Annotated in this window: 19 protein-coding genes and 2 pseudogenes; 8 read left to right on the top strand and 13 right to left on the bottom strand. The window is 69.0% G+C overall.

All coding sequences use genetic code 11. The features are described 5' to 3' along the window. Position 1: 1 nt before the first annotated feature. Positions 2 to 229: pseudogene (locus Vqi01_RS12030) on the top strand (MarR family winged helix-turn-helix transcriptional regulator); the annotation flags it as partial. Here the strand turns inward: Vqi01_RS12030 and Vqi01_RS12035 are convergent. Beyond that, complete coding sequence (locus tag Vqi01_RS12035) at positions 226 to 939, bottom strand: VOC family protein (RefSeq protein ID WP_204034828.1); 714 nt, start codon at positions 937 to 939, stop codon at positions 226 to 228. The pseudogene Vqi01_RS12030 and the gene Vqi01_RS12035 sit on opposite strands and share 4 nt — an antisense overlap. Positions 940 to 1092: 153 nt before the next feature. Then, positions 1093 to 1923, bottom strand: a complete 831-nt coding sequence (locus tag Vqi01_RS12040; protein WP_204034829.1) for an endonuclease domain-containing protein — start codon at positions 1921 to 1923, stop codon at positions 1093 to 1095. A 537-nt stretch (positions 1924 to 2460) separates the two neighbouring features. On the opposite strand from Vqi01_RS12040, the gene Vqi01_RS12045 reads away from it, so the two are divergent. The 4 genes from Vqi01_RS12045 (at position 2461) to Vqi01_RS12060 (ending at position 6938) form a co-directional block, all read left to right on the top strand. Next, entirely contained in the window at positions 2461 to 3777 is a 1317-nt protein-coding gene (locus Vqi01_RS12045) for an ABC transporter substrate-binding protein (protein ID WP_239098340.1), read from the top strand. A gap of 76 nt (positions 3778 to 3853) precedes the next feature. Continuing rightward, positions 3854 to 4855: a carbohydrate ABC transporter permease gene (locus Vqi01_RS12050; RefSeq protein WP_239098341.1), complete on the top strand. Its 1002-nt coding sequence runs from the start codon at positions 3854 to 3856 to the stop codon at positions 4853 to 4855. 1 nt (position 4856) lies between these two features. Next, positions 4857 to 5690 (top strand): carbohydrate ABC transporter permease, encoded by an 834-nt coding sequence (locus tag Vqi01_RS12055; RefSeq protein WP_204034830.1) that lies wholly within the window; start codon positions 4857 to 4859, stop codon positions 5688 to 5690. 39 nt (positions 5691 to 5729) lie between these two features. Next, positions 5730 to 6938, top strand: a complete 1209-nt coding sequence (locus Vqi01_RS12060) for an ABC transporter ATP-binding protein (RefSeq protein WP_204034831.1) — start codon at positions 5730 to 5732, stop codon at positions 6936 to 6938. Positions 6939 to 7026: 88 nt separating this feature from the next. Here the strand turns inward: Vqi01_RS12060 and Vqi01_RS12065 are convergent, their stop codons facing one another. From Vqi01_RS12065 to Vqi01_RS12080, 4 genes are all read right to left on the bottom strand, one after another. Continuing rightward, positions 7027 to 8754: an IlvD/Edd family dehydratase gene (locus tag Vqi01_RS12065; protein ID WP_204034832.1), complete on the bottom strand. Its 1728-nt coding sequence runs from the start codon at positions 8752 to 8754 to the stop codon at positions 7027 to 7029. 85 nt (positions 8755 to 8839) lie between these two features. Then, on the bottom strand, positions 8840 to 9724 hold the full coding sequence (locus Vqi01_RS12070; RefSeq protein WP_204034833.1) for a carbohydrate ABC transporter permease: 885 nt from the start codon (positions 9722 to 9724) through the stop codon (positions 8840 to 8842). Beyond that, positions 9724 to 10665: a carbohydrate ABC transporter permease gene (locus Vqi01_RS12075; RefSeq protein ID WP_204034834.1), complete on the bottom strand. Its 942-nt coding sequence runs from the start codon at positions 10663 to 10665 to the stop codon at positions 9724 to 9726. Before Vqi01_RS12075 ends, Vqi01_RS12070 begins: the two co-directional genes overlap by 1 nt. Then, complete coding sequence (locus tag Vqi01_RS12080; protein WP_204034835.1) at positions 10662 to 12002, bottom strand: ABC transporter substrate-binding protein; 1341 nt, start codon at positions 12000 to 12002, stop codon at positions 10662 to 10664. The genes Vqi01_RS12075 and Vqi01_RS12080 overlap by 4 nt, the downstream gene beginning before the upstream one ends. Before the next feature lie 386 nt (positions 12003 to 12388). Here Vqi01_RS12080 and Vqi01_RS12085 point away from each other — a divergent pair, with 386 nt between their 5' ends. Continuing rightward, a complete protein-coding gene (locus tag Vqi01_RS12085; RefSeq protein ID WP_204034860.1) occupies positions 12389 to 12589 on the top strand; it encodes a DUF397 domain-containing protein in 201 nt (66 codons plus the stop codon). Positions 12590 to 13146: 557 nt separating this feature from the next. Here the strand turns inward: Vqi01_RS12085 and Vqi01_RS12090 are convergent. Then, a complete protein-coding gene (locus Vqi01_RS12090) occupies positions 13147 to 14250 on the bottom strand; it encodes an IS30 family transposase (RefSeq protein ID WP_204034836.1) in 1104 nt (367 codons plus the stop codon). Positions 14251 to 14793: 543 nt separating this feature from the next. On the opposite strand from Vqi01_RS12090, the gene Vqi01_RS12095 reads away from it, so the two are divergent. Then, on the top strand, positions 14794 to 15654 hold the full coding sequence (locus tag Vqi01_RS12095; RefSeq protein ID WP_204034837.1) for an alpha/beta fold hydrolase: 861 nt from the start codon (positions 14794 to 14796) through the stop codon (positions 15652 to 15654). Between the two features lie 42 nt (positions 15655 to 15696). Here Vqi01_RS12095 and Vqi01_RS12100 read toward each other — a convergent pair whose 3' ends face one another. After that, on the bottom strand, positions 15697 to 16068 hold the full coding sequence (locus Vqi01_RS12100; RefSeq protein WP_239098347.1) for a Rid family hydrolase: 372 nt from the start codon (positions 16066 to 16068) through the stop codon (positions 15697 to 15699). A gap of 81 nt (positions 16069 to 16149) precedes the next feature. Further along, positions 16150 to 16551 (bottom strand): annotated as a pseudogene (locus Vqi01_RS30695) (RidA family protein); the annotation flags it as partial. A 145-nt stretch (positions 16552 to 16696) separates the two neighbouring features. Between Vqi01_RS30695 and Vqi01_RS12105 the strand changes: the two are divergent. Beyond that, positions 16697 to 17074, top strand: coding sequence for a winged helix-turn-helix transcriptional regulator (locus Vqi01_RS12105; protein WP_204034838.1), 378 nt, complete (start codon positions 16697 to 16699; stop codon positions 17072 to 17074). Between the two features lie 14 nt (positions 17075 to 17088). Here Vqi01_RS12105 and Vqi01_RS12110 read toward each other — a convergent pair whose 3' ends face one another. From Vqi01_RS12110 to Vqi01_RS12125, 4 genes are all read right to left on the bottom strand, one after another. Next, entirely contained in the window at positions 17089 to 18093 is a 1005-nt protein-coding gene (locus tag Vqi01_RS12110; protein ID WP_204034839.1) for an NAD-dependent epimerase/dehydratase family protein, read from the bottom strand. 228 nt (positions 18094 to 18321) lie between these two features. After that, positions 18322 to 19422 carry a winged helix DNA-binding domain-containing protein gene (locus Vqi01_RS12115; RefSeq protein ID WP_239098348.1) on the bottom strand — a complete coding sequence of 367 codons (1101 nt, stop codon included), beginning with the start codon at positions 19420 to 19422 and terminating at the stop codon, positions 18322 to 18324. A 266-nt stretch (positions 19423 to 19688) separates the two neighbouring features. Next, positions 19689 to 20276: an HAD family hydrolase gene (locus tag Vqi01_RS12120; protein WP_307825083.1), complete on the bottom strand. Its 588-nt coding sequence runs from the start codon at positions 20274 to 20276 to the stop codon at positions 19689 to 19691. A gap of 12 nt (positions 20277 to 20288) precedes the next feature. Further along, positions 20289 to 20810, bottom strand: a complete 522-nt coding sequence (locus Vqi01_RS12125; RefSeq protein WP_204034841.1) for a GNAT family N-acetyltransferase — start codon at positions 20808 to 20810, stop codon at positions 20289 to 20291. Positions 20811 to 20909: the final 99 nt, after the last annotated feature.

Genomic DNA, 20909 nt, shown 5'->3' on the forward strand with positions numbered 1-20909 from the left:
ACTGTCCCGGCACGCGGCCCGGATGGAAACCCGCGGTCTGCTGCGCCGCGCACCCGACCCGACCGACGGCAGGGGCTGCCTGCTCATCCTCACCGAGCAGGGCCGCAACGCCCTCGCGGAGGCCGCGCCGGCCCACGTCGAATCCGTACGGCGGCACTTCATCGACCGACTCGCCCCACCCGACCTCGCCGCCGTCGAACGGATCGCCAGAAGACTCGCCGAAGACTAGTCGCCGTCGGCGCGCATCGCGGGTGCGAACGCGCAGAACTCGTTGCCCTCCGGGTCGGCCAGCACCCACCAGCGCGCCGTGTCGTCCGGTTCCCGCAGCAGGGTGGCGCCGGCCCGGATCAGCGCGCTCGGCTCGGATCCGGTCAGGTCGACGTCCCAGTGCATCCGGTTCTTGACCGTCTTGCGCTCCGGCACCGGGTCGAAGACCCAGTGGTCCCAGGGGAAGCCGTCCGCGCCGACCACCGAGGCGTACCCCTTCTCGCTCGTCTCGACCTCGCCACCGACGACGCCGGCCCACCAGGTGGCCTGAGCCACCGCATCAGCCGAGTCCACCACCAGCTCGAACGGCCCTGGCCGGGTGCCCTCGCCGGGCGCGAAGGCGCAGAACTGGTTGCCCTCCGGGTCGGCCAGCACCCACCAGCTGATCTCCGCGTCCGGCTCGCGGATCAGCCGGGCGCCGGCCGTCAGCAGCGCCGCCGGGCTCGCCTCAGCTAGCCGTAGATCCAGGTGTACGCGGGTCTTGCCGGTACGCGGCTCGGGCACCCGGTTCACCCAGATCGACTCGGCGTCGGCGCGGCCCGCGGCCGGCTCCACCCGGGTGTCACCGTCACCGGTGTCGACCAGTTTTCCGTCGAGGATGTCGACCCAGAACCCGCCGAGCGCGTGGGGGTCGGCGGCGTCCAGGCAGAGGTCCTTGAAGCGTGCGATCATTCGCCGATCATGCCCCCCGGCACCGACATCCACACCGGCGGCGGCCCCTGTTTTGCGCACCTTCGGGGAAGATGCTGTCTCGCACTGTCGATGAAGCAGCATTTTCCCCGAGGTTCCCGGCACCATCGGTGCCTCTTACGGCCCAGCAGCGGCTCAGCGCTTGCGGGTGCGGATGGCGTGGCGTAACTCGGCGAGGAAGCCGTCGAAATCGGTCGCGAAGCGCTTCGAGGTCAGGTGCAGGACGATCCAGTCGTCGCCGACCAGGCGGTTGAGCCGGCGCCGATCCCGATGGAGCTGTTCCGGGTCGTGGTGCCAGATGCCGTCGTACTCGATGGCGATTTTCCACTGTGGCCAGGCGAGGTCGAGCCGGGCGACGAAGGCACCATTGCGTTCGATCACGAACTGGGTGACCGGGGCGGGCAGGCCGGCCAGGACGAGCCGGACCCGGAGGCGGGACTCCGGTGGTGACTCCGCACCGCCGTCGGTGAGGTCGGCGACCCGGAGCATTCGCTTCCAGCCGCGCTCTCCCGTGTGGCGGCGTGCCCGCTCGCTCAAGTGGGCGGGTTCGACGAGCCGGCGACGGACGAGAACGTCGACAATGGCGACGGCGTCCTCCACCCGCAGCCACTGCGCGAGATCCCAGCAGGTGCGTTCCGGCGTGGTGACCGGAACACCGGTCCGTGGAAGCACATCGGTGTCGGGCAGGGAGGCGGTGTGCACAGCCAGACCGGCCACCGGACCGAACCGCTGACCCGTGGGCACCAGGACGTCGAGTGGCTCATCGGCCTCGACACGTCCGGCTCCGAACAGGGCCGCGGCACTTCGTCCGGCGATCGCCGCACCGGGCGGGATCAGCCACCGTGCCGCCGCCGAGCAGCGCGTCGGATGCGACACGACCAGTCGGGCGTCGGCGTAGACGTCCTTGAAGAGGGGCCGCCACGCACTGCTGCGCAGCTCGGCGTGGGTGAGCAGCCCCTGGGACACGACCTGGGAACCACGAAAGACGCGGCCCTGCAGGCGTCTGGGCCGCCGAGGAGAAACCGGCATCCGTCCACCTTGACCGCCGCCTGCCGCCCCCGTCTGCCTCTGTGGATAACCCAAACCCACCCCCTGTGGATGCCGCCCGCGAGCGCCGGGAGCCACCTGCCTAGCAACTTCGGGGAAGATGTTGCCTCCTCGCGCGACGAGGGGACATTTTCCCGGAAGTTGCTCGGATCTTGGCGCAGTGGCGGGCGGGGGAGGCGTGGACGGGCCAGGCGTAGCGCCCGCCCGGCAGAGGGCGTGAGCTGAGCCACACGGCCGGATGTTTGAAGCGTCTCATCCTGGTCAGGTTTCGCGACTTCGCAGCTCGGGCAGTGTTGCAGCTACGAATGGTAGAGGGGCGGTGACCTGCAGGTCACCGCCCTGAGCGTTCCGCCGTGCGCCGGGCACGGAGACCTCCCCGGCTGTTGCCCAGGTGCGAGGGGAGGGTCATGAGCGAGTGTGGCGAGCGACACATCCGGCTCAGCGCGGTGCTGCCTCATGGCGGTGCGGAGCACAGTGGGGGTCGACATGGGCGGGCATGACCGGGTCCGGACCCGACGCCCGGCCCGCGTACGCGTGGCGGCCACGGCTGCGGCGCTGACGCTGATGGCGCCGATGGGGGCCTGCGCCTCCGGCGGCGACGGCGGGGTGCCCACGATCAACCTGTACTACCCGCCGGAGCAGAACCTCCAGCAGGTGGTCGACAGGTGCAACATCGAGGCTGACGGGCGGTACCGCATCGTCAACCGGGTGCTGCCGCGCGAGGCCGATGAGCAGCGGGTGCAGATGGTGCGGCGGCTCGCGGCCGAGGACGACGGCATGGACGTGCTCGGTCTCGACGTGACCTGGACCCAGGAGTTCGCCAGCGCGAACTGGGTGCGGGAGTGGACCGGCCAGGACCGGGCCGAGGTGGAGGAGGGCACCCTCGACGGCCCGCTGGAGACGGCCCGCTACGAGGACAAGCTCTACGGGGCGCCGAAGCACACCAACGTCCAGCTGCTGTGGTACCGCAAGGACCTGGTGCCCGAGCCGCCGGCCAGCTGGGACGAGATGATCTCGACGGCGCAGCGGCTGAAGGAACAGGGCAAGCCGTACCAGGTGCTCGCCACGGGTGCCCAGTACGAGGGTCTGGTGGTGCTCTACAACAGCCTGGTCGCCAGCGCCGGCGGCCACATCCTCAGCGAAGACGGCACCGAGTCCGTGGTGGACGAGGGTGCGGTGCGGGCGCTGGAGATGCTGAAGAACCTCGCCACGTCGGGCGTGACGTCGCCGTCGTTCAGCAACGCCACCGAGGACCCGATGCGGCTGGAGTTCCAGGCCGGCAACGGCGCGTTCCAGATCAACTGGCCCTTCGTGTATCCGGCGATGCAGGAGGCCAACCCGGAGCTGGCCGAGCAGGTCGCCTGGGCCCGGGTGCCGGGCGTCGACGCGGACACCCCGGGCCGGATGACCATCGGCGGGATCAACCTCGCCGTCAGCGCGTACTCGCAGCACCCGGAGGAGTCTTTCGACGCGGCCAAGTGCCTGCGTAACGCGGAGAACCAGAAGTTCTCCGCGATCAACGACGGCGTACCGCCGACCATCGAGAGCGTCTTTGACGACCCGGAGATGGACGAGGCGTACCCGATGAAGGAAACCATCCTGGAGCAGCTGCGGGAGCCGGCGGTGCGCCCCCTGACCCCGGCGTACCAGAGCATCTCCACCGTGACGTCGGCGATCCTGTCGCCGCCGGCGGCGATCAACCCGCAGGCCACCGCCGACGAGCTGCGGGAGGCCGTCGCCGACGCCCTCGAGTCGAGGGGGGTCCTGCCGTGAGCGAGCGCAGCGAGCGAACCATCGAACTCAGCGCGGACATGCCTCCTGGCGGGCCGCAGCGAAGCGGAGGGCTGACATGAGTGCCAATTCCACGCCGGCCGGCGCGGACGTGGCCGCCGGCGGTACCGACACCCGCACCCGCGGGCAGCAGGCCGCCGTGCCCGCCCAGCGGGCCAACCGGCGCAAACGGGCCCCGTTGAGCGAGAACAAGCGGGCCGAGCGCAAGCTGGGGTGGCTGCTCTGCGCGCCGGCCGCGCTGGTCATGGTCGCGGTGACCGGCTATCCGATCCTGTACTCGGTGTGGCTGTCGTTGCAGCGCTTCGACCTGCGTTTTCCCGCCGAACGCGAGTTCGTCGGCCTGGACAACTACGTCACCGTGCTGACCAACGACTTCTGGTGGACCGCGTTCGGGGTGACCATGCTCATCACGGTGGTCACGGTCGCCGTCGAGTTGGTGCTCGGCATGGGCCTGGCGCTGGTCATGCACCGTACGCTGGTCGGCCGGGGCATCGTCCGCACCGCGGCGTTGATCCCGTACGGCATCGTCACGGTCGTCGCCGCGTTCTCCTGGCGGTACGCGTGGACGCCCGGCACCGGATACCTGGCCAACCTCTTCTCCGACGGGGCGCCGCTGACCGAGCGGGCCAGTTCCCTGGCGATCATCATGCTGGCGGAGATCTGGAAGACCACGCCGTTCATGGCGCTGCTGTTGATGGCGGGATTGGCGCTGGTGCCGGATGACCTGCTCAAGGCGGCCTCGACCGACGGGGCCACCGCATGGCAGCGGTTCACCAAGGTGATGCTGCCGGTGATGAAGCCGGCGATCCTGGTCGCCCTGCTGTTCCGCACGCTCGACGCGTTCCGGGTCTTCGACAACATCTATGTGTTGACCTCCGGGGCCAACGAGACCTCGTCGGTGTCGATGATCGCCTACAACAACCTGATCCGGGGCCTGAACCTCGGCATCGGGTCCACCATGTCGGTGCTGATCTTCATCGCCGTGGCGATCATCGCGTTCGTCTTCGTGAAGCTGTTCGGTACCGCTGCCCCCGGCAGCGACGACGGGGAGAGGCGCTGAGATGGCTGACACCACCACCCGAGCCAAGCTCCAGTGGGGCCTGCTGAACGCCGTCGTGGTCGTCTTCGCGCTGATACCGGTGCTGTGGATCATGTCGCTGTCGTTCAAGACCCCGGCCACGCTGACCGACGGGAAGTTCATCCCGCGCGAGTGGACGCTGGAGAACTACCGGAACATTTTCGACACCGACCAGTTCGTCCGGGCCCTGGTCAACTCCATCGGCATCGCGCTGATCGCCACCGCGATCGCCGTCGTGCTCGGCACCATGGCAGCGTACGCGATCGCCCGGCTCGACTTCCCCGGCAAGCGGCTGCTCGTCGGCGTCGCGCTGTTGATCGCGATGTTCCCGCAGGTGTCGCTGGTCTCGCCGTTGTTCGAGATCGAGCGACAGTTGGGGCTCTTCGACACCTGGCCGGGGCTGATCCTGCCGTACATCACCTTCGCGCTGCCGCTGGCGATCTACACGCTGTCGGCGTTCTTCAAACAGGTCCCCTGGGACCTGGAGAAGGCGGCGAAGATGGACGGCGCCACCCAGGGGCAGGCGTTCCGTCGGGTCATCGCCCCCCTGGCCGCGCCGGGGGTGTTCACCACGGCGATTCTGGTCTTCATCTTCTGCTGGAACGACTTCCTCTTCGCCATCTCGCTGACCTCCACCGAGCGGTCCCGCACGGTGCCGGTGGCGTTGTCGTTCTTCACCGGCGAGTCGCAGTTCGAGGACCCCACGGGGGCGATCTGCGCCGCCGCCGTGGTGATCACCGTGCCGATCATCCTGTTCGTCCTCTTCTTCCAGCGCCGCATCGTCTCCGGCCTGACCTCCGGCGCCGTCAAGGGATAGGTGGGTCAAAATGCGAAGCCAAGGGATCAGGTGGTAACTGTGGCTGACATCGTGCTCGACAAGGTGAGCAAGAAGTTCCCGGACGGCACCATCGCGGTGCGCGACGTCGACCTGGAGATCGCCGACGGCGAGTTCGTGATCCTGGTCGGCCCCTCCGGCTGCGGCAAGTCCACCACCCTCAACATGATCGCCGGGTTGGAGGACATCAGCTCCGGTGAGCTGCGCATCGGCGGGGAACGGGTCAACGACAAGGCCCCCCGCGACCGGGACATCGCAATGGTCTTCCAGTCGTACGCGCTGTATCCGAACATGACCGTGCGGGAGAACATGGCCTTCCCGCTGCGGTTGGCGAAGCTCGACCAGGCGACCATCGAGCAGAAGGTGGAGGAGGCGGCCAAGGTCCTGGAGCTGACGCCGCTGTTGGACCGCAAGCCGGCCAACCTTTCCGGTGGGCAGCGGCAGCGGGTGGCGATGGGCCGGGCGATCGTTCGTAAGCCCAAGGCGTTCCTGATGGACGAGCCGCTGTCCAACCTGGACGCCAAGCTGCGGGTGCAGATGCGTACCGTGGTGTCCCGGTTGCAGAAGCGGCTCGGCACCACCACCGTCTACGTCACCCACGACCAGACCGAGGCGATGACCCTCGGCGACCGTGTGGTGATCATGCGGGGCGGTGCGGTGCAGCAGGTCGGCCCGCCGCAGGAGCTGTACGACCACCCGCACAACCTCTTCGTGGCCGGGTTCATCGGCTCACCGTCGATGAACTTCCTGCCCGCTACCCTCGAGGAAGGGCGGTTGCGTACCGCCCTGGGCGACGTGCCGATCGGCGACCGGATCCGCCGCGAGCTCTCCAGGGCCGACGCGCCGCGCGAGCTGATCCTCGGCATCCGCCCCGAGCACTTCGAGGACGCCGAACTGGTCGACGAGGAGACCCGCCGCCGTGGCATCGTCTTCGAGGCGCCGGTCGACATCGTCGAGTCGATGGGCTCGGACAAGTACGTCTACCTCACCGTCGAGGGGGAGCGGGCCACCGCCGCCGAGCTGAAGGAGTTGGCCGCCGACGCCGGTGCCGCCGATTTCACCGGTGTCGGCTCGCACCTGGTCACCCGTCTGTCCGCCGAGTCCACCGTGACCGAGGGGGAGAACCGGCGGGTCTGGTTCAACCTGGAGAAGATCCACCTGTTCAACCCGGCGGACGGCCGCAACCTCACCCTCCGCGAGGGCCGCGCCGCCGGCGCCCTCGCCGACTGATCGGGTGCGATGACTACCGGGTACATCTGTCGTTCTGGCCGCGACAGATGTACCCGGTAGGCTGTGCCGAGCTGGGCGTCAGCCGGAGTCAGTGGGAGTGACGAGGCACCGCGCTGCCGCTGCCACCGACGAGGAAGTCCAGGTCAGCACCCTTGTCGGCTTGCTGTACGTGCTCGCTGTACAGCCGTACCCATCCTCGATCGGTCGCCAGCGGCGGCGGCTGCCAGCCGGCGTGGCGTTGGGCGAGTTCCGCTTCGTCGACCAGGAGGTCCAGCCGGCGTGCCGGGACGTCGAGGCGGACCAGGTCACCGGTGCGTACCAGCGCGAGGGGACCGCCCACCGATGCCTCCGGTGCCACGTGCAGCACACAGGTGCCGTACCCGGTGCCGCTCATCCGGGCGTCGGAGATCCGTACCATGTCCGTGACGCCGGCGGCGAGCAACCGTCGTGGCATGGGCACGTTGCCCACCTCCGGGAAGCCCGGGTAGCCGCGCGGTCCGGCGTTGCGCACCACGATGACCGTGTCGGGCGTGACGTCGAGATCCGGGTCGTCGGCGGCGACGGCGTAGTCCTCGATCCGGTCGAAGACGAGCGCCGGCCCGGTGTGCGTGAGCAGGCGAGCCGAGGCGGCGGAGACCTTCAGCACCGCCCCGGACGGCGCGAGTGACCCTCGCAGCACCACGGTGCCCGATCCGGCAGGCTGGAAGGGCTCGGTGAGGGTACCGATGACCTGCCGGTTCCAGCACTGGACGCCGTTGATGTTGTCGGCCACGCTCTTTCCGCTGACCGTGATCTGGTCCAGGTGCAGCAGCGGAGCGATCTCCTGCATCACCGCCGGGACACCGCCGGCGTAGGCGAAGTCCTCCATGAGGTACGTGCCGGACGGCATCAGGTTGACCAGCATGGGCACGTCGCTGGTGAGGGTGTCGAAATCCTCCAGCGACAGGGGGACACCGACGCGTCCGGCGATCGCGAGTAGATGAACCACGGCATTGGTGGAGCCACCGATGGCGGCGTTGACCCGGATGGCGTTCTCGAACGCGTGGCGGGTGAGCACCGTGGACAGGCGTTGGTCCTGGTCGACCATGGCGACGATCCGGCGTCCGGCCGCGTGGGCGAGGGCGTACCGTCGCGAGTCGACCGCCGGAACCGCAGCGGCCCCCGGCAGCTGAACGCCCAACGCCTCGGCCACGCAGGCCATCGTGGAGGCGGTGCCCATGGTCATGCAGTGGCCCCTGCTGCGGGACATACAGACCTCGGCCTCCGCGCAGTCGGCCACGGTCATCCGGCCGGCTCGCAGTTCCTCGGTGAAGCGCCAGACGGCGGTGCCCGACCCGATGTCCTGGCCACGGAACTTGCCGTTGAGCATCGGTCCGCCGGTGATCAGCAGGGTCGGGAGGTCGACGCTGGCCGCACCCATCAGCAGGCCGGGGGTGGTCTTGTCGCAGCCGGAGAGCAGGACCACGCCGTCGAGTGGGTTGGCCCGGATCAGTTCCTCCGCCTCCATCGCCAGCAGATTGCGGTAGAGCATGGTCGTGGGCCGCATGAGGGGCTCGCCGAGGCTCATCGCGGGGAACTCCAGCGGCAGGCCGCCGCTCTCCCAGATTCCTCGTTTCACCGATTCGGCCAATTCGCGCAGGTGGGCGTTGCACGGGGTCAGTTCCGACCAGGTCGTGGCGATGCCGATCACCGGGCGACCGTCGAAGACATCGTCGGCGAACCCCTGGTTACGCATCCAGGAGCGGTGAATGAAACCGTTGCGGCCTTCGGCACCGAACCACTGCCCGCTGCGCAGCGGCCGATTCGTCATCGACATCAGCACACCTTCCTGTCGGCTGTCTGGCCGCGGCGTACGCGGCGGTCAATGAGCAAGCGGTGGACCTGCTGGCGGCAGAGGCGACCTACCTGAGGCCCCCGACGGACAGTCCGCCGCGCCAGTGTCGTTGGAGGCTGAAGAACGCGATGATCAGTGGAATCACCGACACGAGCGAACCCAGGATGATCAGGCTCCACAGGGAGGTTCCGCCCGCGTTGTTCGCGGAAGCGACTCCCTGCCAGAGGCCGAGGCCGACAGTGACGGGGAAGAGTCGGTTGTCGGAGAGCATGGCCAGCGGCAGGAAGTAGTTGTTCCAGGACGCGACGGCGGACAGGAGCAGGACGGTGACCACCGCGGGGCGCATCAGCGGAAGGGCGATCTGGAGAAAAGTGCGCGCTTCCCCCGCGCCGTCGACCCGCGCCGCGTCGAGGATCTCGTCGGGGACCGCATCGCGCGCGTAGACGTGCATCAGGTAGACGCCGAACGGATTGAGCAGCGAGGGAAGGATCACGGCCCAGACCGTGTTCGTCAGGCCGAGCTGGGCGAACATGATGAAGGTCGGGATGACCAGGGCGGTGGCGGGCACCATCAGCGCGCCGAGCACGACGGCGAAGCTGAAACGCCGGGCGGCGAACCGGTACTTGGCGAACCCGTAGCCGGCCATCACCGCCAGGACCGTGGCACCGACTCCGCCGGCGAGCGCGTACAACGTGGAGTTCAGGATCCACCGGACATAGATGCCCCCGTCGTAGGTGAACAACTGTTCGAGGTTGCCGAGGTAGTTGATCTGGTCGGCGAACCAGAGGGTGTTGCCGCCGCCGAACAGGCCCGGCGCGTCCTTGGAGCTGTTGACGATGACCCACCAGAACGGCACGAGAAAGTAGATCACCAGGAAGCCGAGAAGGATCTGCAGCGGAAGGTGGCGCTGCGGCCGGCGGTGACCTGCGCTGGCGCTGCTGTGGTGGGACATCAGAGGAAGCTCCTCCGCTTGCGGGTGAAGAACAGGAATGCGTAGACGCAGATGAAGACGAGCCCGCCGAGGGCGAACGAGATCGCCGACCCGTAGTTGAAGTTGGCCAGCCCGAACGCCTGCTGGTACGCGTACATGTTGGGCGTGAAGTCGGACCCGATCGTGCCGGCGGCGAGGTACCGCAGGAACTGCGGTTCGTTGAAGAACTGCAGGGTCCCGATGAGCGAGAAGACCAGGATCAGGATCAGCGCGGGCGCGATCAGCGGGATCTTTATCCGCCGGGCGACCTGCCACCGTCCGGCACCGTCCATGCGAGCGGCCTCATAGAGCGTCGGGTCGATTCCCTGCAGAGCCGCGTACAAGATGATCATGTAGTAGCCGGCCCACTGCCAGGTGACGATGTTGAGCAGGCCGTAGAAGATCAGGTTGCTGCTCAGAAAGTCGGGTGCGGTCGCGCCGAAGAGCCCGAAGACATCGGAGAGCGGGCCGAAGCTCCTGCTGTACAAGAAGCCCCACATCACGGCTCCGATGACCGTGGGGATCGCATAGGGCAGGAAGATCATGAGGCGGGAGAAGCGGGTGAACAGGGAGGTCACCGCGTCCAGGATGAGGGCCATCGCGAGCGCGACGGCGATCTGGACCGGAATGGCGATGAGCGCGAAGCGAACGACGAACCACGCTCCGGACAGGAAACTCGGGTCGGTGAACGCCTTCACGTAGTTGTCGAACAGGACGAAACTGGTGCCCCCGATCAGCTTCTTCTGAAACAGGCTGAGGTACAGCGCGTACGCCAGCGGGGCGATGAGAAACGCCAGGAAGACGACCCCGAACGGCCCGACGAAGAGCCACCCCGTCAGGTGCTCCCGGCGCTGAACCTTGCTGCGGATCCTGTGCTTCTCATCGTGAGTGCGGGGTGCGTGCTTCTCGATCAACGACGTCATCGGACGGTGAAGCCCTGTTCGGTGGCGTGCTTCGTCACGTCTTCCTGGAGCCGGTCAGCAGCCTGCGAACCGGTGATGGAGCCGGCGCTCATCGCGCTGATCTGCTTGGTCATGGCATCGAAGTAGTACTGGCCGAAGGGGCTGTAGACGACGCCCTGGTAGGCGTTGGCGGCGGGGACGTACACATCCTTGTTCGCCTGCTGGCCGTCGAAGAACGCCACCTTCAGATCGACGAACTCCGGATTGTTGAGCGCCGTCAGGTTGAGCGGGAAGATGATCTGGTTGGTCCAGCCGTCGGTGAGCGACTCCTCGTCGGCGTAGAGGCCGTAGGCGGCCTTGGCCGCGAGCTCCGGCTTCTTGGACTGGCTGGTGACGGAGAAGGCCGACCCGCCCCAGTTCACCTGGACCGGGTTGTTCGGATCCCACTGCGGCAGGGGCGCCACCGCGAACGTGCCGGTGTCCTGTCCCTGGCCGACGCCCGCGCCGGTCAGGTATCCGGGGGCCCAGGCGGCCGAGATGTAGGTGGCGTAGTTCCCGTTGATGACCCCGGAGATGTACTCCGGGGTGAACTGGTCCTGCGTCCCGACCAGGCCCTTGCGTACGAGGCCGCCCCAGTACTCCAGCACGTCCTTCGAAGCCTGGTCGTTCAGTCGCACACCGATCGATTCGGGCTGGGCGGGATCGTAGGTGAACGGGGCCGCGCCCTTCTGAATCTGTAGCGCCATCATCAGTGCCGGGACGTTGGCCCCCAGGTCCCCGAAGAGCGGTCCGCCAGCGTCCTTCACCTTCTGGGCGGCCTGCTCGTACTCTGCCCAGGTCTTCGGCGGGGTGATGCCGTACTTGTCGAAGATGTCCTTGCGGTAGATCATCGCCAGCGGGCCGCCGTCGACCGGGACGCCGTAGACCGCGTCGCCGACAGAGACGTCCTTCCAGGCCCCCTCGCCGTAGTTGGCCCTGACCGCGTCGAGGCCGTACCCGCTGATGTCGACCAGCGCGTTCTGGATCTGGAAGGTCGGGATCCGGTCCATCTCGACCATGACCAGATCAGGCGCGCCGGTGCCCGCCGAGATGGCCGTCTGGAACTTGTCGTACTGGTCGCCGCCCTGTCCGACGTTGGTCCAGCAGACCTGTACCTCGTCGTTGAGCTTGTTGAAGTTGTCCACGACCAGTTGCATGTTGGGGTACCAGGCCCACATCGTGACAACCGGCAGGTCCTGCTTGGTGATGGTGTTGGTGCAGTTGCTCGCGTCGCTTCCGCCTCCGTCAGAGGAGCAGGCGACGAGGCCGCTCGCGGCTGCGAGCATCGCTACCGTGGCGAGTATTCGTGTCGTCTTCATCGACGTGGTTCCCTTCGGGCTCGCCAGCTTGCGTATGGCATCGCAGTCCCGAACCAGGGCTCCTTGCTCATCGTCACTCCCCTGCACGGGTCAGAGTCGCCGAGCTGGAATTTGCAACGATCGTAGCGTTATATGCAGTGGTGTCAATAGTCGATTGCGCCGAGGGTGACGCCGCGTTGCATAAAATGCAACGGGTGGTCGTCGGGGTCGTCCGCCAACGCATAGGGGATCTCCCTGAGCCGACGCCGAACGGTGTCCATCGTCGTGCCAGCGACGTGCGGGGTGTCATCCCCGGCTTTTACAGCCAGGACGTGTCGCGGGTGGGTTCCTTGCTGCGGACCGGGACCCAGTCGGTAAATCGACGATGCAGGTCGGGCGAGAGCTCGTTGGGGTGCCCGGGCGCGCAGTGGCGCAAGAGCAGCAAGAGCGGCAACAACGGTGGTGACTGCGTCGAGGTCGCCGACAACCTTTCGGGCGTTGTCCTGGTCCGCGACACGAAGGACCGTGACGGCGGGATGCTCGCCTTCGGACCGTCGGCGTGGCGCAGCTTCGTCGAGCTGGCAAAGACCGTTGGCTCAACCGTCTGACCGCCCCCAACCACTCGCAAAAGCCCTCGGCCACCCGGCCGAGGGCTTTTCGCCCCTCCTGGAGCGACTGGCAATAGGGCGGCGGGGTGGGTCCTGGCACGGCGGCCGGGCGATGAGAGCGCATCCTCAACCGGCACCGTCGCATGCCACAGGATGCCGCAACTCGCGGCCCTGCCACGGGGTGCCGCAACTCGCGGCCCTGCCACGGGGTGCCGCAACTCGCGGCCCTGCCACGGGATGCCGCAACTTGCGGTGTCAACCGGTCCGGAAAGCCCAACATGCCGCAACCCGCGCTGCCCGAAGGGCGGGATAGGCCGACATGCCGTAACCCGTGCTCGCCCTGAGCACCCGAATACCCCGGGATGCCGCAACCCGCGCCGCCCGCACCCTCAGACACATCGGCCACCAGGCATGGATCTCGCCGCCACCACCACCTATTGCCGGCCTCTCCGAAACGCTTGCTCATCTCCTGGGCCCGCTTGGCCCCTCACCCAGGCGTTGATCATGAGGTTAGCGGCAGTGGTTGAATCCTTGGGGTCAAGGGGTGAGTGCAATCGTTAGGCGGTGATGAGTTGTGCGAGGCGTTGGGCTGGGGTGTCCCAGCCCAACGTTTCGCGGGGGCGGGTGTTGAGTTCGTGGGCGACTTCGTCGAGGCCGGTCTGGTCGATGGTGCGGAAGTCGTAGCTGTTTTTGGGGAAGTACTGGCGAAGTAGGCCGTTGGTGTTCTCGTTGCTGCCGCGTTGCCAGGGGCTGTGGGGGTCGCAGAAGTAGACCGGGCAGCCGGTGGCGACGGTGAACGTCGGGTGGGTGGCCATCTCCACGCCTTGGTCCCAGGTCAGCGACCGGCGTAGGTGCGCGGGCATGCGGGTGGCCAGGGCGGTGAGTACGCCGATGACGGCTTCGCTGTCACGGCCGTGGGGCAGAGCGCCGAGCAGCACGTAGCGGGTGCTGCGTTCGACCAGGGTCACGATCGCTGAGGCGCCGGCTTTGCCGATGACCAGGTCGCCTTCCCAGTGTCCGGGTACCGCCCGGTCGGTGGCCTCCGCGGGCCGGTTGCTGATGTGCAGGTCCCCGATCCAGGGCCGCCGACTGCGGGCCGCGCCCGCGGCCCTCGATTGCGGGCGCCGCTGGGTGCGACCCGAACGCAAAGCCACCTGCCGCCCCAACTCCGCGCGCAGGTTGCCCCGCGACTGCACGTAGATCGCCTGGTAGATCGTCTCGTGGGACACCTGCAACTCCGGTCGGCCGGCGTACGTGGCCCGTAACCACGCGGCGATCTGCTTCGGAGACCACCTACGCGCCAGTTTCCCCGCCACCATGCGCCGCAGCCGCGTACCCGGCCCAAGCTTCGACGCCTTCGGCCGCCGCCGGGCCGCATCCGCCCGCCGCTGCGCCCACTGCGCCTGATACCCCCACCGATACGGCCGACGAGCCCGCCCAGACGGCAACGACCGCCCGAGCGGGTTCTTCGTCCCATGCCGCGCGCTGTTGTTCCGCGCCACCTCCCGCGACACCGTGCACACCGACAACCCGAGAAGCCCCGCGATCTGCGAAATCGTCCGCCCCGACCCCCACAAGTGCTCCAACACCTGCCGATGCCCGAACGTCAACACACCCGGCCTCGCCACCAGCACCTCCAGCCCAACCAAGATCAGTTGCACTGAAGCCTAGAAACCGCCATCTTCAAAGCGCCGCTAACCTCATGATCAACGCCACGACGTCGCCGGTGCGGGTCGGATCGTCGCCGGCTTGCGGATCGTGATCGTGTCATCGGTGCCGGTGCCGGTGCCGGGTGGGGATGGGTGGTTGGAGGGTGAGCGTGTCGAGCTGATGGCGTGAACGGATCGCGGGGGTTGGCTCCGATGGGCACCGGGGTGGTGCCAGGTGGTGCCGGGTGGGGCCGGGGTGGTGCCGGGTGGGGGCCGGGGTGGGGCCGGGGTGGTGCTGGGTGGGACCGGGGTGGTGTCGCTCGGGTCGGGCCGCTCGCCGTCGTCGGTGCTGCCGCCGGAGGCGAGGTGGCCATGGCGAACGCGGATCTCTGCGGAAGGCGTGATGGCGCAAACGGATCAGCTCGACAGGCACCGGAAGCGACAGTGAAAGTGAGAGTGCCATGGTGGCCGTGAGCCGGGACTGAGCCGGAGCCAGAGCCGAGCCCGGGCTCCACTGTGCGGCGCAGCTGCCCTACTCTTCGTACGGTGATCCCGATGACGGAGCGCCCGACGACCATCGTGGACCTGCCCGCCGGCCCGGTGGAATATCGGCTGGAACGACGCGGCGATGCCGTCGTCGTGGTGTTTCACGGCGGTCACATGCGGGCCGGTCTGACGTTGGACGAGCGGGTGTACGCCGAGGCCAACGTGACCGTGCTGGCGCCGTCGCGTCCGGGCTACGGCCGTACCCCGCTCACCACCGGGACGACCCTGCCGGGCTTCGCCGACGTGACCGCCGAACTCTGCCGGCATCTGGGCATCGAACGAGTCACGGCGGCGGTCGGCATCTCCGCCGGCGGGCCGACCGCGGTGGCCCTGGCCGCCCGTCACCCGGCCCTGGTCGAGCGGCTGATCACACAGGCCGCAGTGGGGCCGCTGCCCTATCCGGACCGCCGCACCCGTCTCCTCGCGGGCCTGATGTTCTCGCCCTGGACCGAGGGCGTGACGTGGGGCGGAATGCGGGCACTGCTGCGTCGTAACCCGGATCTGGCCCTGCGGCAGCTGCTCTCCGGCCTCTCCACCCTTCCGGCCGAGTGGGTGCTGGCCGAGTTCAGTCCCGAGCAGCGTACGCAACTGGTCTGGCTCTTCTCCCGGATGCGTTCCGGCGCCGGATTCCGCAACGATCTGCGGCCCCGCGAGGATCTCACCACTCAGGTCACCCAGCCGGCCCTGGTGATCGCCAGCCGCCGCGACGGTGGGGTGCCGTTCGCGCATGCCGAGGCTCTGATCACCCGGATTCGTCGGGCCGAGCTGGTGGAAAGCCAGGCCGATCACCACTTCTACGAGTTCGGCGCCAACTGGCCCGCCATCACCGCCACCATCGGCGCCTTCCTGGCGACCGACCCGACCCCCTGACCGATGCACCTCCTGTTCAGGCGGAGCAGGCCCCGGTGCGGGTCACCGGGGCCGGGCTGCTTCAACGATCGCGGTCACGCGGATCTCGACGCGCATGCCTGGTGCACCGAGCGCCGGGACGCCGGTCTCGGTCCAGATGGGTGCGCGGTCGCCCATGCGCTTGCGGAACTGCTCGACCATCACGCGATTGTGGGTCTCGCCGATGAAACCGTCAGCCTCGGGCAGGTGGTACGAGTTGACGTGCACCACATCGCGCCAGGTCGCGCCGGCGGTGGCGAGCGTCCGCTCGACGTTGTCGAAGGCCCGGACGATCTCGTCCTCAAGGGAGTCCGGGAACTGCCAGTCGTCGTCCCATCCGCCCTGGCCCGAGGTCTCGACGCGGTTCCCGATCCGGACGGCCTGGTGGTAGTGCATCCGGTCCAGCTGTGTCTCGCCGTACCCGGGCGTGGCGAAGAACTCGGGCCGTGAGTCGACGGCTCCGGTTGCCGGATCCCCGACGACCGCGGTCGCCTCGACCTCGACCAGGTGTTCCGGGGTGTGCAGCGCGGCGACGCCGATCAACGTCGCCGGGGACATCGGCGTGCTGCCGAGTCGGGCTGCGGCGCGGGCCACGCCGTCGAGGAATGTCGGCATCTTGTCCGGCGTCCAGTCCACGACGTAGACGGTCAGTCGGACGATGTCGTCGAGCCCGGCGCCGACACCCGCAAGGGCGGTGGCGACGTTGATGTAGCTCTGCTCCACCTGGGCGGCGAGATCGCCGACGCCGACCGTGACGCCGTCGGCGTCCCAGGCGACCTGGCCAGCGACGAAGACCTGCCGGTCGCCTGTCGCCACCGCGACCTGGTGGTAGACGCTGCTCCGGGGGAGTCCCTGGGGATCGATCAGGGTGACGGTCATGACGTGCTGCTCCTCTTCATGGCGTGGTCGACAGCTCCTGTGTGGTCGACAGCTCCGACCACGTGGTCACTTGTGGTTACTGAGGAACTGTAGGAGAGTTTGCATCGACCTGGAAGAAGGCACTTTTCGGTAACGGAGGAACCTGATGGTGACCACCCTGTCCGGCGATCCGGCCCAGGACGACATCATGCGTGCCGGCACACTGGCGCGTGAGATCTTTTCGGACGTCGCCAACAAGTGGGCCCTGCTGATCATCGAGACCCTGGGGGAGGGCACCCTGCGATTCAGTGAGCTGCGCGACGCGCTCGAAGGCATCAGCCACAAGATGTTGACCCAGAACCTGCGCATGATGGAACGCAACGGTCTGGTCAAGCGCGCCGTGCACCCGACGGTCCCGCCACGGGTCGAGTACACGCTGACCGAGCCCGGACGCGAACTGCGCGCCACGGTCGATCTGATGTGTGAGTGGACCCGCCGCAACATCGGGCACATCGAGAACGCGCGCCACAGCTTCGGCAGCTGAGCGAGCCCGGTGTCTCAGGTGTCACCGGCCGGGCGGGGCAGCGCGGCGAGCAACTCGGCCTCGCGGGCGGCGCTCAGTCCGGCGCGCCGTTCGCGGTGCAGACCGGCCGCACGTTCCCAGGCGAGGGTGTCCGCCAGCAGGTCGACGCGGGGCCGGTGACGCAGCCCGGCGGCAGCCGCCGCGGCGCCGCTGCGTGCCGAGAAGCCCTCCCAGCCCGGCTCGACCAGCCACATCGACAGCGACTCCGGGCCCATGTACTGCGCTACGCCCTGCGCCACCAACCACGCCGGGTCCGCGTCGACGACCGGGCCGCTGTGCCCGCCGACCGCACGGCACTGCTCGATCCACTCGCCGAAGGGCACCACCGGGCCCACCGCGTTGTAGGTGCCGACCGTTGCGGCCTGCGCACAGTCGAGCAGCCAGGCCGCCAGGTCGCGTACGTCGACCACCTGGGTCGGCAGATCGGGGGTGTCGGGCACCAGCATCGGCGTGTCCGGATCGCGGGCGGCGCGGGCCACCCAGTAGCCGGAGCGGTCGGTGTGGTCGCCCGGTCCGCCGATCAGCCCGGCGCGGGCGACCAGCAGCCGGTCGCCGATCTCGGCCGTGGAGGCCTCCTCGCAGGCGGCCTTCGCCTCGCCGTACCGGTCGCGGTCGACGCTGTCCCGGTCGGTCGCCGGTAGGGTGGCGGCCGACTCGTCGGCGCCGGGCGTGGCCTGGGAGGCGTAGATGCTCCCCGAGGAGACGTAGCTCCAGTGCCTGGCCTGGGCGCCCAGCGCCCGCAACGCGCCCCGGACGAAGCCGGGCTGCCAGGACACCTCGATGACGGCATCCCAATGGCGGTCACGCAGCGCGTCGTACGCCGTGGGGTCGCGGCGGTCGGCGCTGACGAGCACCGCGCCCGGGGTGACCTGCCCGCTCTCGCCCCGGGCCAGGCAGGTGACGTCATGTCCACGTTCGACCGCCTGGCGGGCCACCTCACGTCCGAGCCACGCCGTGCCGCCCAGCACCAGAATCTCCATGCCGCTCAGCCAACCAGCGACGACCCGACGCAACCAAGGATCTTTGCCCTGGGCAGAACGATCAGCCGCAGCGCAGGCTGATCGACTCCGTTTCGGCGGGATGGCGGGATGCGTGTGGGCCGGGAGACCGCAACACCGCCGAAACGGCGCCGGCGGCAGCCAGCGCGGCGGCGCCCGATCGGCTGGTCAGGACCAGGTCACGTGGGGCGGCAGGGCGAGGAAGTCGGCTCAGGACCAGGTCACGTGGGGCGGCAGGGCGAGGAAGTCGGCGTACCGGCCGAGGGCCTGCTCGACCTGGGTGCGGCGGGCGGGGTCGAGGTCGGCCAGGGGCTGCACGGCCAGGGTGACGCGGGTCTTGGCGAGGCTGCGTTTCCAGGTGCCGACGACCCGGCCGCCGACGACCACGGTGGGCTGAAAGACGCCGTTGCCGCCGGGGATGATCGCCGCCTTGTGCTCCGGGTCGAGCATCAGCGTGCGGTCCTTGTAGCCGAGCAGGTACTCGTCGAAGCCGGGCAACGCCAACACGTCGTCGACGGTCGTGCGGGGCGCGTCGAGCAGCGGCGTGGGCAGCACCGCCTCGACGCCGTCGACGCGTACCGTGGTCAGGGTGTCGCCGGCGGCGGCGATGGCTCGTTTCGCGTCGGTCGCGGTCAGGCCCGTCCAGCCGGCGAAGTCCTGCCGGGTGGTGGGGCCGTGGCTGCGGAAGTAGCGCAGCGCCAGGGTGGCCAGTGCCTCGTCCCGGTCGGGTTGGCGCTGGCCCGGCGCCCATTCGTCGAGCAGCGCGAACGTCTGCTCGGTGCCGACGTTGGGGGCGATGCAGGTGACGCCGCGCTGGGCCGCGTACCACAGCAGGTGGTACGCGCGTTGGCCGGCGCCGTCGATGCCGGCCTTGACCAACGCGGTCACGCACTCGGCGCGGGTCAGCCGGCCGCCGCCGGCCAGGACCTCGCCGAGCACGTCGGCCGCGCGGTCCGCGTCGGCCTCGGACAGGCCGAGGAACTCGCGTCGCCGGGCCGCACCGGCCAGCGTGCGTACGCCGGTCAGCTCCAGCATCCAGCGAGCGTCCCGGGACGGCACGAGGTGGATGGTGCCGCGCATCGGCCAGGTCCGCAGGGCCTCGCGGCGCTCCAACGCGGCGTGCACGTCCGTGTGGGTCGACCCGGGCAGCCGTACGCCCAGCGACCACATGCCGCTGGCCATGTCCTGCGCCTGCATGGCACCGAACCACTCGACCACCTCGGCCACGGTGGCGAGCGGGTCGGCGGTGGGGTGCGGACGTAGCCGGAGACTGCTCATCCGCAACGCGAGCGCCTCGGCGCCGGTCAGCATCGTCGAACCGGTCGTTGCCACGGGTCAACCGCCTTCCTTCGGGGTCGACCGCAGCATAGAAACCGGCACCGACATCGGTGCCCCTGATCGCGCTACGCCAGCACCGTTGATGGCGGAGCGCGATCCCCCGTTCAGGTTCGCCGGTGCGGGGCGGCGACGGGTTCGCGGGCACCGGTCCCATCAGGATGGCGCTTTCCGAGTCGGCCGAGAACTGTGACCCGCGCAACTTGCGGATAACTTGAGAAACCGAGCGCCGTCGGGCCCGGTCAGCCGTTGCGGGGCTGGGGTACGCGCACCGCAGCCATGCCGGCCGCGGTGGCGGCCTCGATGCCCAGATCGGCGTCCTCGAAGACCAGGCACGAGTGCGGCGGCACGCCGAGCAGTTCGGCGGCGCGCAGGAACGGCTCCGGGTCGGGCTTGGGCCGGGTGTAGTCGCCGGCGCAGACCAGCGCGTCGAAGCGGTCGAGGATGCCGAGGGCGTCGAGGGAGGCGGTGACCGCTTCCCGGGTGCTGCCGGAGACCACGGCGAACGGGATGCGCCCATGCGCGTCGTCGATGTGGCGCAGCACCCCCGGGATGCCGGTGGCGGTGGGCAGCAGTTGCTGGAAGCGGGCCTCCCGGCGGGCGACGACCGTCTCCACCGGCATCCGCAGGCCGTGCTGTTCGTTGAGGGCGATCACGATGTCCACCGTCGGCCGCCCGGCCCAGGCGTAGAAGAGCGCCTCGGGGAAGGGGCAGTCCCACTCGTCGAGGGTTTCCCGCCAGGCCGTGTAGTGCTGGGGCATCGAGTCGACGATGGTGCCGTCGCAGTCGAACAGGTACGCCTGGAACTCGCCGTTGGGCAGGGGCAACATCACCGGCCCAGGCTAACCGGCTGCCCGGGGTGGCTGTCCGGGCCCTCCGAGCCGCTGATACATGACCAGCAGGTCGACGTGGCCCTCGGTGGGGTGGCGGAAGCCCTCCGGAATGCGGCCGACCACCTCGAACCCCAGTGACCGCCACAGCGCCACCGCCCGCGTGTTGCTGGCCACCACGGCGTTGAACTGCATCGCGTGGTACCCGTCGGCGCGGGCCAGGTCGAGCACGTGCCGGCCGAGGGCACGGCCGACCCCGCGCCCGGCCGCCCACGGGGCGACCATGAAGCTGGCGTTGGCCACGTGGTCGCCCGGACCGAGCTGGTTGGGGGCCATCTTCGCCGAGCCGAGGACGGTGCCGTCGGTGTCGACCGCGACCACCGTGCGCCCCGGCAGGGGCACCAGCCACATCTGCCGGGCCCGTCCCTCGTCGATGTCCCGAGGCCAGGTGTACGTCTCACCCGCCGAGACGATCTCGTGCAGGAAGGGCCAGATGCCCGGCCAGTCGGTGGCGGTCGCGATTCTGATCTCCATCGCCCGTGAGCATGCCAGCCGGGAGGTGCGCCGATCGACCGGTTTACAGCAGGCCGGCGGCCATCACCGTGCTGTCCGTCGACCGGGGGACAATCCGAC

It is taken from the genome of Micromonospora qiuiae, assembly GCF_016863555.1.
Classification (GTDB): domain Bacteria; phylum Actinomycetota; class Actinomycetes; order Mycobacteriales; family Micromonosporaceae; genus Micromonospora; species Micromonospora qiuiae.